At 48.4% G+C, this 13,018-nt stretch carries 10 protein-coding genes; 2 read left to right on the top strand and 8 right to left on the bottom strand.

Going from position 1 to position 13,018, the window contains the following annotated elements:
- The first annotated feature begins 60 nt into the window (after positions 1 to 60).
- The gene (gene hpf, locus QN379_RS05165) at positions 61 to 414 is read left to right on the top strand and encodes a ribosome hibernation-promoting factor, HPF/YfiA family (RefSeq protein WP_322233864.1); all 354 of its coding nucleotides are present in this window, start codon (positions 61 to 63) and stop codon (positions 412 to 414) included.
- 367 nt (positions 415 to 781) lie between these two features.
- Here hpf and QN379_RS05160 read toward each other — a convergent pair whose 3' ends face one another.
- From QN379_RS05160 to QN379_RS05125, 8 genes are all read right to left on the bottom strand, one after another.
- Positions 782 to 1,480, bottom strand: a complete 699-nt coding sequence (locus QN379_RS05160; protein WP_322233867.1) for a DUF4197 domain-containing protein — start codon at positions 1,478 to 1,480, stop codon at positions 782 to 784.
- A 285-nt stretch (positions 1,481 to 1,765) separates the two neighbouring features.
- Positions 1,766 to 2,947, bottom strand: coding sequence for a deoxyguanosinetriphosphate triphosphohydrolase (locus QN379_RS05155; RefSeq protein ID WP_322233869.1), 1,182 nt, complete (start codon positions 2,945 to 2,947; stop codon positions 1,766 to 1,768).
- A gap of 21 nt (positions 2,948 to 2,968) precedes the next feature.
- Positions 2,969 to 4,771 (bottom strand): bifunctional shikimate kinase/3-dehydroquinate synthase AroKB, encoded by a 1,803-nt coding sequence (gene aroKB, locus QN379_RS05150; RefSeq protein WP_322233872.1) that lies wholly within the window; start codon positions 4,769 to 4,771, stop codon positions 2,969 to 2,971.
- 257 nt (positions 4,772 to 5,028) lie between these two features.
- On the bottom strand, positions 5,029 to 7,173 hold the full coding sequence (gene pilQ, locus QN379_RS05145) for a type IV pilus secretin PilQ (protein ID WP_322240290.1): 2,145 nt from the start codon (positions 7,171 to 7,173) through the stop codon (positions 5,029 to 5,031).
- Positions 7,174 to 7,274: 101 nt separating this feature from the next.
- Positions 7,275 to 7,823 carry a pilus assembly protein PilP gene (locus QN379_RS05140; protein WP_322233875.1) on the bottom strand — a complete coding sequence of 183 codons (549 nt, stop codon included), beginning with the start codon at positions 7,821 to 7,823 and terminating at the stop codon, positions 7,275 to 7,277.
- Positions 7,820 to 8,479: a type 4a pilus biogenesis protein PilO gene (locus tag QN379_RS05135; protein WP_322233877.1), complete on the bottom strand. Its 660-nt coding sequence runs from the start codon at positions 8,477 to 8,479 to the stop codon at positions 7,820 to 7,822. Before QN379_RS05135 ends, QN379_RS05140 begins: the two co-directional genes overlap by 4 nt.
- A gap of 28 nt (positions 8,480 to 8,507) precedes the next feature.
- Entirely contained in the window at positions 8,508 to 9,146 is a 639-nt protein-coding gene (locus tag QN379_RS05130; protein WP_322233879.1) for a PilN domain-containing protein, read from the bottom strand.
- Entirely contained in the window at positions 9,146 to 10,225 is a 1,080-nt protein-coding gene (locus QN379_RS05125) for a pilus assembly protein PilM (protein WP_323506149.1), read from the bottom strand. The genes QN379_RS05130 and QN379_RS05125 overlap by 1 nt, the downstream gene beginning before the upstream one ends.
- A 457-nt stretch (positions 10,226 to 10,682) precedes the next feature.
- Between QN379_RS05125 and QN379_RS05120 the strand changes: the two genes are divergently transcribed.
- The gene (locus tag QN379_RS05120) at positions 10,683 to 12,998 is read left to right on the top strand and encodes a penicillin-binding protein 1A (RefSeq protein WP_323506176.1); all 2,316 of its coding nucleotides are present in this window, start codon (positions 10,683 to 10,685) and stop codon (positions 12,996 to 12,998) included.
- The last annotated feature ends 20 nt before the right edge of the window (positions 12,999 to 13,018 follow it).

The following is a 13,018-nucleotide window of genomic DNA, read 5'->3' as shown; positions in this document are numbered from 1 at the left end:
CAACACTGAATTAATCGTCCAGGTCCGAACCGCCAACGACACACTTGATAGGAGCGCTGTATGAATTTCACAATTAGTGGGCATCACCTCGACGTAACTCCCGCCATTCGCGAACACGTGCTAAGCAAATTGGAGCGTATCAAGCGCCACTTCGATCAGGTCATAGATATTAGTGTGATCCTGACGGTAGACAAAATCACAGAGAAAGAAAAGCGTCAAAAAGCCGAAATTAATCTGCGCGTTAAAGGCAAAGACCTGCATGCCGAGAGCATTGCGCATGACCTTTACGCCGCCATCGATTTGTTAATCGACAAACTCGATCGACAAGTGATTAAATATAAGGACAAATTGCAGAATCATCAACATTCGGCAATCAAGCATCTACCTGAGGATTTGCCCATCGCAGCAACGTGATGGACGGGGTTCTCTAATGCGGTCAACGTAAGTATTGCTCAATAAATAAATTGAAAAATACTATACTGACAAATGAGCAAGGGCGCAGTTAATGCGCCCTTTGTCATTTTAAAATTATATAACTTACACACGCCCTGCCCGAATATGTTCGTAACACTTTGCATCGTTTAGCAGTGTTCGGAGGCATCGCCGAATGTCTCGAATGTCTCGAACGCAACCGGGTACACCTCAAACAGCGGCCAAAACAAATAACTAAGCAAGAAGCTTTATAACGTCACTCTCAAAAGAGTTTTCATAAAGTCGCCAGACCCGTAACTTTCCCAATTCGGTCCACATCAAAAATACCATGACGATGGTATGCCGCAGCCTATTGCTTTAATGCGCCAAAAACTTTTCCGATAATTGCACTGCCAGCACCGATCGGATCACGTCGAATCGCTTTTTCCTCTTCCCCTATCATGTAAAACAAGCCATCCAAGGTGCGCTGCGTGACATAGCCTTCAACAGTCGCCGCCTGACCTGGCACAAGACCCGTTTTACTGACCAATCCCATCGTCGAATTGTATTGTGTGGATACACCGTTACGGTCGGTGATTTTCTTTACTATCGGGAGAAATTTTTCTCCTAACGGGGTGGCAGTTTTCTCTCTGAAAAAATCGGTTACCGATGTGTCGCCGCCACTCAGAATATTCTTCGCATCCGTGACCGACATGGATTTCACCGCATTCAGGAGCAACGGCTTCGCCAATGGCACGGCAGACTCTGCGGCATGATTCATCGACACGACCAGATCATCCAGTTGTTGGCCCTTCCCTGTCATTTTAAGCAGCGGTCGTGCTTTCTCTAGCATCCCTGGCAATCCGATTTTTACTTTATCGTTATTTAAAAATCCGTTTTCGACGCCCAGCTTGGCAACTGCAACGTCCGCGCCTTTATTGAGCGCCGCCTTCAGTCCTGAGTTGGCATCCTGATTGCTCAAATCCGCCAAAGAAAATGCCATCGCGGCGGTAGAGACTAAAGAGATCACCAGACCTAAACGTAATGCCGGTTGAAAGATAAATTTCATGTAAAGTCCCTTTTATAAAGACGAAAAAGCAAACAAAAACACGCGCAAAAATATATAAGAAACATCAGCTGATCACTTCGCCGATCATCCTGTCAATGCAGCCATTGATCCAACTCAATAAAAACAGCGGTGCATTTTTATGTTCGTATGAGAATAACGCGACGACATGTATTGACAGAAAGTACGATAAGACGTTCAGATATCAAAACGTATATTGCTATGTATCATCGCATTGATATCTGCTGCGCCATCACGCAATGACGTAACGCGATTCAACAAAGGAGATTATAAATGTCCATCATCGACCAGAAACAACCGGCGATGTTCACGTATTGCATAACGATCGGTCATCCCCGCGATGTAATCGGCGACTTGACGCGCTTGCAATTGGACACTATCAACCTGTGGATCAGGGAGCCCTTGCTGCGTAACAGCTTGTATTAACTGATAATCCGGCGGCAGCAAAGCCGGTTCATTAACAAAGCAGTCAAATAACTCCACCACGATCCGCCTGGCCTTGCTGGTCATCCGATTGACTAGATAATGGCGATAAAGATTTTCACGCAAGAACTGTTTCAGTGCAATGGCCTCACGCGCCATTGGGTCCGAGAAAGCAATCAGTGGCGCCGCATCCCGCACGTCATCGACCGTCTGCGGTGCAGCAGCCTTAATGCGTTCACGCGATGTATTGATTAAATCGTTGATCAAGGCATTAATCATGCGGCGCACAGTTTCGTTGATCGCACGGCGTCCACGTAGTCCGGGAAAAGTCGTTTCGACCTCGCGATTATGACGTGCAAAAAAATCAATTTGCATCATCTGGTCAAGTGTCAGCAGTCCCGACCTTAAGCCGTCGTCAATATCGTGATTGTTATAGGCAATTTCATCCGCAAGATTGGCAACCTGCGCTTCCAGGCTGGGCTGTTTGCGCTGGAGGAAGCGATGACCAATATCGCCCAATCTTTTGGCGTTAGCCACTGAACAGTGCTTCAAAATACCTTCGCGCGTTTCAAACATCAAATTCAAACCGTCGAATGCGCCGTATCGTTGCTCCAGTTTGTCGACCAGTCGCAGACTTTGCAGGTTGTGCTCGAAGCCACCGAAGTTATTCATACAGGCGTTTAGGGCATCTTGTCCAGCATGCCCAAAAGGCGTGTGACCAAGATCGTGCGCTAACGAAATCGCCTCCACCAGATCTTCGTTCAGTTGCAGATTGCGGGCGATAGAGCGGGCGATTTGAGCAACCTCAATACTATGCGTCAGCCGGGTACGAAATAGATCACCTTCGTGATTAACGAATACCTGCGTTTTATATTCTAGCCGACGAAAGGCTGTGCAATGGACAATGCGGTCACGATCACGTTGAAACTCAGTGCGGGTGTTGGGCGCAATTTCGTCAAACAAGCGTCCCCGTGATGTCGCTGAATGTGCAGCATACGGTGCAAGAGACGCTTCTTGATTTGTCATGGGACGGCGCTAAGCGGGTTATTAAGCGATGGATTTAGGGGGATTAACGGACGGATTAATTGATGGGTTAACCGGCACAGTCGATAATTGTTGTATCGTCGCCAATAGTGGTTCCTGTGGCACCGTGCTAACCAATGATCCACCCAGTTGATTCATTAAAATGAATTTGATTTGACCATCTTCGTTTTTCTTATCGACCTGCATCAACTCAAGCCAGCGCCCTGCACCAAGATTCGGCGCGGCAGTTGGTAAGCCCGCCGCCCGCACTAACGCGCTCACGCGATCACGTGCAACGGCATCGATATAACCCAGACGGTGTGATAATTCAGCCGCCATGATCATGCCACAGCCGACCGCTTCGCCATGCAACCATACGCCATAACCCAGACCGGATTCGATAGCGTGACCAAAAGTATGTCCAAAATTCAAAATCGCTCGCAAACCACCTTCGCGCTCATCCTGTCGTACCACATCAGCTTTGATTTCGCATGAGCGCTGGATAGCGTAAGCCAGCGCTGCGCTATCGCGCGCCATCAATTTGCCAATATTCGCCTCGAGCCAATCGAAAAATGCGGCGTCAATTACCGCGCCGTATTTAATAACTTCCGCCAAACCGGCAGATAATTCGCGCTTCGGCAATGTTTGCAGTGTTGTGATATCCGCAAGTACCGCCTGAGGTTGGTAAAAAGCACCGATCATATTCTTGCCAAGCGGATGATTTATGCCGGTTTTGCCACCAACGGATGAATCAACCTGCGCCAGCAAAGTAGTAGGAATTTGCACAAACGGCACGCCACGCATATAAGCTGACGCCGCATAGCCAGTCAGATCCCCAATAACGCCACCGCCCAGTGCAACCAATGTTGTCTTACGATCACACTTTTCACTCAATAAGCGATCGAAAATCACCATCAGATTGGTCCAGTTTTTCTCTTCTTCACCATCTGGCAGAATGATTTCAACAACCGACTTGCCTGCCGAAAGGAGCGATGAACGCAACACATCCAGATACAGCGGGGCGACTACAGTATTGGTGACAATAGCAACCTGCTTGCCCTTGACCAGTCGGGCGATCAATTCACCATCCAACAACAACCGCTGTCCGATCTCTATCGGATAACTACGCTCACCTAACTCAACTTGCAAGCTGACGGATAAAGTAGAAGTTGCTGCGTATGGAGATGCATTCAAAGTATTTTGTTGATTCATAGAAAAATTGGTAGAAAGATGGTCGCTTGAGGATACCGCGTTTGTAGCAGTCAGATCCGTTGCGTTATTGTTCATTAGCCCGACATGCTCATCGACGTTGACACGCGTCATATCAAGCTGAGACAAAATGCTATGAACCAAAAATTGTACGTTAGGACGGCCCGTATCAATGATGATATCGGCAATTTCCCGATAGAGTGGATCGCGCTGGCGCGACAACTCCTCTAGCCGTCTGCGAGGATCAGCTGTTTGCAATAAAGGACGATTTTTATCACGGCCTGTACGCTGCAAAATATGATGCACACTGGCGCGCAAATAAATGACAGTACCACAACTCTTTAACAAAGCCCGGTTGTCCGGATTTAAGATCGCGCCCCCACCCGTTGCCAACACGATATTTTGACGTGCAGTCAGATCGCGGATGACTTCTGCTTCGCGCTGACGAAAACTCGGCTCGCCTTCAATCTCAAAAATCAATGGAATTGAAGCGCCAGTACGCGCCTCAATCTCATGGTCCGAATCGATAAAAAGTTTGTTTAGTTTTCTCGCCAAAGCACGACCAACCGTGGTCTTGCCTGATCCCATCAGGCCGACCAGAATAATATTGCCTTTCATGTACACCGTACCATTTCACCACTAAGCCGTTTCGGAACCTGTTTCGTATCTTATTAGTCGGATTCGGAGTTGCCATTTCAATACGCTAACTTATCGTAGTAAAACTCAGAGAAGCGTTTCGCTGAAAATCCGATTACCAATAAACAAGTGTATCTCAGCTTTTGCGCTTTTTATCCAGCCTTTAGCCAACCAACAACAGATACGAACAAGTTCACTACAAATCCAGACACCCGCGTAAAGCCGGTATCTTTAGGCATTTAGCGCCCAGCGATCCGGTCTATGACGACTTTTGGTGTAAGGAAAATCAATAATTCCGTTCTTTTGTTAACAATTGCTGTTTGTTTGAAAAGATAACCCAGAACCGGAATATCTCCAAGCAAAGGCACTTTATTGACGGCATTCGAAATTGTTTGCGTGTAAATACCACCAATAACGACTGTTCCGCCATTTTCTACCTGAACCTGCGTTTGCACATGCTTGGTGTTGATTGATACGCCACCCGGAACAACCTGGCCGACACTGTCGTTAGTCACATCGACAGTCAAAATGACGTTACCGTCCGGCGTAATTTGTGGCGTCACTTCAAGTTTCAGGTTGGCTTTTTTGAATTCAACCGAAGTTGCGCCACTACTGGTAGCACTTTGATAAGGAATCTCCGTTCCTTGCTCAATTAATGCCTTTTGCTGATCGGCAGTAACAACGCGCGGACTGGATATGATCTTACCTTCCCCATCCGCCTCAAGCGCGGACAATTCGAGACTAATAAATTTTGATGCAGCCGCATTAAACAACGTCAATGCAACAGAACCCGCTGACCCAGTAGCAGGATTAGCCGGCAAATTCACCGCACTTTGTCCAATACCTGGGATAGTCGCCCCTGTCGAGGTAGTCGTCACTGTAGTTGGAACTTGCTGTCCACCAGCGGCGACGTTATTGCTATTAAAACCAAATCCAAGCTTCGCACCCAGATTACGACTAAAACCATCGTTAGCCTCCACCATACGCGCTTCGATCAGTACCTGCCGCGAGGCAATGTCGATCTTGGTGACTAGCGTACGAATATTTTCAAGGACGGTCGCCGTATCTGTAATGAATAACTGATTCGTACGTGGATCAATCACGGCGCTTCCGCGTTTGGACAAAATACTGTTCTTTTTGTCACCTGCGCTGCTGCCATCATCATTAATACCAAATACTTTTTTGAACGCATCGGCCTTTTGATAGTTCAATTGAAACGACTCGGTCCGCAAGGGCTCCAGATCGGCAATTAAGGCGCGTTGCTCCAACTCCAACTTCTCTTTCGTCAGCAACTCGTCTTTCGGCGCAATCCACACGACTGAGCCATTCTTACGCATGTCTAATCCTTTGGACTGCATGACGATGTCGAGCGCCTGATCCCAGGGCACGTCTTTTAGACGCAATGTCAGGTTACCGCTGACCGTGTCACTGGTAATAATATTTAAACCAGTAAAGTCCGCAATGACCTGCAGTACTGCACGGACTTCAATGTTTTGAAAGTTTAACGACAATTTGTCGCCACGGTAATTTTGCACGCCTTGCCCTAACTTGTTCGGCTGCTCCTTGATCGGCTTGACTTCAATCACCAATTGGGAATCACTCTGGTAAGCGGTATGCTCCCACAGGCCCTTAGGTTCGATCACCATACGAACATTTTCACCCTGCTGCATGGTGGTGATAGTCCGTACTGGCGTTCCGAAATCCCCAACATCCAATTTGCGACGTAGAGTTGCCGGTAAACTTGTCTTACTGAAATCGACGACAATCGACTGTCCCTGTTGTCGCACGTTGACCACAACTTGCTTACTCGGCAGATCAACCACGATGCGGCCTTCACCTGCGCTGCCACGACGGAAATCGATATCGCGCAACGCGGGCTTACTGTCTTCAAGAGTCGCGGGATAAGCAACCGTAGATGTTGTTGTCGGTACCACAGAGCTATCGAGAACAGCGGGGCGATTCGGCGCGACAGGTAGAACTGGCTCACCGACTGAGTTGACCGCCGTCGCCACACCGCCCGATCCATCAATCGTTACAACGACTGCGTTACCTTCCATAGCCAGGGCATAATTTAACGAGCGCTTAAGATTAATAACCAGACGCACGCGATCATCGTTCTGAGCAACAATTACATTGCGAACATCGCCTAAGCTAACGTCCTGCACAGTCTTTCCGGTCGCATTACCGATCCCAGGAAAGTCCAGCGCGATTCGCGCAGGGCTGACAACCGCAAAGCCCACCGGCAGCGTTTTTATTGGTTTTTTGAGGTGAACCGTCACAATAGTATTACTACCCTGATGATTCGCACTAATTGACGTCACGGCATTGTCGTCGGCCAGCGCAGCGCTCCCAAACCCAGCCAATAGAACCATCGTCACCAGCATCAATGCTTTATGACGAATTACGTCCAGGCAGTTGAATGGCGCTCTTGCTACGGATTTTGTTACACCCTTTATGCCACCCGTTACTGCACCCATTGCTGCACTCATTTTATGCTCTCCTGCAATACTAACTTGGCTTCGCGTTCGACCCATTCGCCCGACGCATCTTGTACAATTTCTTTTAAACTTACTTCGGTCTCACTAATGTGAGTGACCATGCCAAAGTTCTGCCCGACATAGTTTCCGACTTTCACCGGAAATACCGTTTTATCAATTTGCAGCAACGCATAACTCAAGCCAACTTTTTGTAATGTGCCCACCATCTTGATGGTGTCTAGCGGATAATTTTCCAGCGCTTCGCGCCGCCGTTCCAGGTTCGGCTTTAGACCGTTGGAATTAGCCTGCATTTTGGCCAACACGACCAGTAACTTGTTAGGATCAAACGGATCAATACTGGTGTTGCCTGCATAAATAAAAGGGATAAATCTTTTGGGTTCCGTCAGCTGAGGGATAAATGCACGGGTATGCATTTTGACATCTGCCATCCACTCTCTTACCTCTTGCACTCCGCTATCACCGCAACCGGATAAGGTAGCAATAGCAATAATGGCGATCACTGATCTGATCGAACTGGGCACGGGAAAGGGGATCATTTTGCACCCTTCTGCTTGGCCGCATCACTGATGATGCGTTGCGCCGCCACTTCTTCTGGATCAAGATAACGGAACGTCTTTGCCACCGCTTCCAACGTCAATGCGCCATCTTTACCGGCGCTCAAACTCATGTTATTTAATGTGACAATGCGGGGCAAATTGGCGATATCGCTAGTAAAAGAACCAACATCGTGATATCCGCCCGTAATCTTGATGTCAATAGGCAACTCGGCGTAGTAATCCTTCACCACAACCTGACCCGGCTTAAATAGTTCGAACTGCAATCCCCGGCCTAAGCCAGCCTGGTTGATGTCTGACAGCAACGCGTCCATTTCAGCCTTGCTTGGGAGTTGCTTTTCTAGCGTAATAACGTATTCAGCGACCTGTTTTTTTTGCTTACGCAAACCATCCAGATTAATTGCCTGTCCAATCTTGCTTTTGTATTGATCCTTTAGCTGCACCTCTTGTTGCTGGCCATTGGTAAGATCAGTCTGTTGATCGCTCCAATAAAAAAACCATCCGAGGAATAACACCGCCAATAAAACACCGACGCCGCAAAGATTGCGGGGAATAGCCGGCCACTGACCAGGATGGCGTCCGTTCAGCCCCTTAAACTGGGTACTGACTATCGCCTGTAATTCTTTCAAATCCGTCATCGTGCATCTCTCTTTGAATGCTGCGGTCTCACTTAACGATCACCGGGCCGGTAACTTGACCGCCATTTGACCCATCTGTCGCTTTAACTGCGTTGCCAGGTACGGTGTCGCTAGGTCTTTTAATGCCGACGTTTATCGTAAAATCGAAAACCCGCTTACCATCCTTCCCCACTGCAATATTTGCAGCACGGATTTCAATTAAATCAGGACGCTCCAACCAAGGGGAGTTGTTACTCAGATTGCGCAGCAGTTCAGATACGCGCTCATTAGATTGCGCATAGCCGCTCAACACGACGCGTTGCTCCTCTTGTTTGAAACTACGCAGATAAATTCCTTCCGGCACTTGCTTAACCAGTTCATCCATTAAATACACAGGCTGATTGCGGTCGCTTTGTAAATTTTCGACTGCTTGCTGACGCGCTTTAAGAGAGGCGATGTCTTGCTTGAGGCTGATGATTTCCTTGATTTGACCATCCAGGCGCGTGTTTTCAGCCTGAATGAAGAGATTACGTTCGCTTTGATTTGAAATACTATGAGCAAAAAAGGCACCGAGTACCAATACCAAAAGCAATCCGCAGACAGCTGACAGCGCAAGCATGGCAAAAAATGCCTTCTTACGTTGTTGTCGCGCTTCTTCACGGTGAGGGAGTAGGTTAATTTTTATCATCAGCCAAATCTCCGCATTGCTAGGCCGCAAGCGACCAAATACGAAGGCGCTTCAATTCGCAACTGCTTTTCACGCACATTGGAGGCCAATTGCATGCCGGCAAAGGGATCAACCAAGGAGGTAGAAATCTTGACGCGCCCAGCGACGGCTTCAACTATGCCGGGAATGATTGCACAGCCGCCCGCCAGATATATCTGGTCGATACGGGTGTAGGGAGTTGAAGTGAAGAAAAACTGAATCGCTCTGCTGAGTTCGATAGCAGCACTTTCCAAAAACGGATTGAGTATTTCTTGTTGATAGCTCGCAGGCAAATCGCCTGTGCGCTTTTTGGCGTCTGCCTCCTCGTAAGACAATCCGTACGCACGCACAATATCTTGCGTTAGTTGATGTCCACCAAAAGGTTGTTCGCGCTCATAAATAAGCTGCCCATCCAACAGCGCCGAAACGTGGGTACTTTGGCCACCAATTTGAAAAAGTCCAATCATTTGGCCGCGCCCAGCCTGGGGCAATTGCGCGACAATGCGGTTGATTGCCCCACGTGCAGCGTACGACTCAATGTCCATGACGATCGGCTTCAGCCCTGCCGCTTCAGCTACGGCTACGCGGTCCTCGACTTTCTCCTTACGTGTAGCGGCCAGTAACACCTCAACATCTTCCGGCGCCTGTTGCGAGGGACCAATAACGTGGAAATCCAGGCTCACCTCATCCAATGCGAAAGGAATGTACTGATTTGCTTCCGATTCGACTTGTAGCTCTAGCTCGTCATCACTCATACCGCCGGGCAAAATAATTTTTTTTGTAATAACTGATGCGGACGGCATGCCAAGGGCAACATTTTTTGTGTTCGAGCCGCTTTTTTTCCAAAGTCGCCGAACCGTGTCAGCTACTAATTCGATGTTCTCGATATTGCCGTCCACAACTGCACCACGCGGCAACGGCTCTGAGGCGTAGCGCTCCAACTTCAACTGATCGCTACCCGCCGACGCCAACTCCACCAACCGCACGCCTGAGGCGCTGATATCTATCCCCACTAACGGTGGGTTCTTTTTGCCGAACAATGATCCAAGATCTAGTACCAAGAGCCTATCTCCGGTGAGCGTATTTTTTGCAGGAACATTTACTGATCAGCAAATCAAAATAATATTTTGGCAAGTCCAATTAATTAATAAATACAGTGTTGGTTATCCGCACTATTTATTACATTTATTTATTCAACCAGAACAACATTTTTAAGTGCCTTGAATTAACTTTTTTCCAGGCGGCAACTAAGTCCAGATGGACCGCCAATTTCGGTCACATCGATGGCAAATAATTGTCAAATGTAATGCTTTTTGTCCACTTTCTGTGTGATTTTGTACGAGAAATAACAAATTTAAGTATATTGCCAAGGCTTGCAAGTTTTATGCCCTGTTGTACGTTTAACGCGTGCCGTTATAATGCGTCCCATCACTACAGATATTTCACACGCGCATGACACCTCCAGTTTCCGATTTAAATTCTAGCAATCCGACATCAGTCCCAACGCCAAAGCGTCGCATGCCGTTGGCGTTAAGGCTGCTCATTGGATTTTTCGGTATCGTCGCGGGCCTTATGGCAATCGCGGCACTTACATTTGGATTCATGCTTGCGCTGGCTTGGCCGAACCTTCCTGCTCTGGACTCGCTGACCGACTACCGTCCCAAAATTCCGCTTCGTATTTTTTCGGCAGACGGTGTGCTAATCGGTGAGTTTGGCGAAGAACGGCGCAGTCTGGTGCATATTAACGACATTCCTGATGTCGTTAAAAAAGCCGTTCTTGCGATTGAAGATGATCGCTTTTATCAACATGGCGGCGTGGATTATCAAGGTATTTTGCGCGCCACATTCTCTAACCTGACCGGCGGCGGCGGCGGTGCCAGTACGATTACACAACAGGTTGCGCGTAATTTTTTCCTGACCAGTAACGAACCAACATTTCTCCAGAAGGCCTCACGTAAATTTCTTTATGAAATTCCCCTGGCCTGGAAAATCGAGCAAAATTTGACCAAGGATCAAATTCTTGAGGTGTACATGAACCAGATTTATCTGGGACAACGAGCCTATGGTTTTGCTTCGGCTGCACAAGTTTATTTTGGTAAAAAATTACAGGAACTGACTATCGCCGAGGCCGCCATGCTCGCAGGTTTGCCCAAAGCACCATCGGCCAACAACCCTGTTGTTAATCCGAAACGGGCCACTGCGCGTCAACAATATATTTTGTTGCGGATGCTGCAGTTGGGCTACATCACGCAGGGCCAATATGATCAAGCCAAAAACGAGCCACTGCGCTTAAAAACCGGGGCGACCGAATTTGGTATTCATGCGGAATATGTCTCTGAAATGGCCCGACAATTAGTCTATGAACAATTTAAGGACGCCACTTACACACGTGGTTTGAATGTGTTCACCACAATCACCAAGGCCGATCAGGACGCCGCCTACTTTGCGTTGAGACGGGGCGTGATGAGCTACGACAAACGACGCGGTTACCGCGGCCCCGAAGGCTATATGACCATTCCTACCGGCTCAAAGGAAGAGTTGGATGGCGCGATCGAAGTGGAGCTAGCCGACCATCCTGACAGCGATGATATTGTTGCCGCTGTGGTGTTGGAGGCGAATCCGAAAAGCGTCCGTGCCGTGCTTTCCACCGGAGAAGAAATCACGATTACCGGTAGCGGCTTAAGTATTGCCACAAATTTATTGAGCGACAAAGCGCCACCTCAACGCAAAGTGAAACCCGGCGCTATCATCCGCGTGATGCAAAATGAAAAGTCCTGGATCATTACGCAAATGCCTGCGGTGGAATCGGCGTTAATCTCCACCAGCACCAGCGATGGCGCTATTCGCGCTTTAGTGGGGGGCTTTGATTTTAATCGGAATAAATTCAATCATGTGACGCAAGCGTGGCGTCAGCCGGGCTCTGCGTTCAAGCCATTCATTTATTCTGCGTCCCTCGAAAAAGGTTTGTCGCCAGCGACAATAATCAACGATGCGCCCATTACTTTTGGCGGCGGCCTGACAGGCGGTCAGGTATGGCAGCCAAAAAATTATGGCAATAAATACGAAGGTCCGATGACCATGCGCAGAGGATTGATGAAATCCAAGAACATGATATCAGTGCGTATTCTCGATAAGATTGGTGCGCAATACGGGCAGGAATATGCGACCCGTTTTGGATTCGATCCAGACAAGAATCCTCCTTATCTGACGCTCGCCCTCGGAGCAGGGGCCGTGACGCCTTTACAGTTAGCCGCTGGCTATGCGGTATTTGCCAATGGCGGTTATAAGGTCAATCCTTACCTCATTAGTAAAATTCTGGATGCGAACGGCCAGGTGTTGGCAGAAGCGCACCCCGCCAAAGCTGGCGATGAAAACAATCGGGTCATCGATGCACGCAACGCATTTCTGATGGATAGCATGCTCAAAGATGTCGTGCGTGCTGGCACCGGATTCAAAGCGATGTCACTCAAACGCACCGATCTGGCGGGCAAAACCGGTACCACCAACGATTCGATGGATGCATGGTTTGCGGGCTATCAACCGACGTTGGTTGCTGTCACCTGGATGGGTTTTGATCAGCCAAAAAATATGGGAGATCGCGAGACTGGTGGTGGCCTGGCACTTCCAATCTGGGTCGACTATATGGAAAAAGCATTAAAAGGACTTCCGACTGTGGAGCGAGAAGTACCAGAAGGCCTGCTGCACAGTGGCAGTGAGTATTATTATGCTGAATATCCGCCGGGCACCGGTACCCAAAGTATTGGCGTCGGCAGTCCTGGCGCTCCTGGTGGCGATGATAAAGCGCAAGACGAGGTTAAAAACGAATTGTTCTAGACACAAGCAGTTAGGTGCGT

Origin of the sequence: Glaciimonas sp. Gout2 (assembly GCF_035018905.1) — a bacterium.
In the GTDB taxonomy this organism is placed as follows: domain Bacteria; phylum Pseudomonadota; class Gammaproteobacteria; order Burkholderiales; family Burkholderiaceae_D; genus Glaciimonas.
The sequence above is the reverse complement of the archived record's forward strand: the minus strand, read 5'-3'. Positions and strand labels throughout refer to the sequence as shown.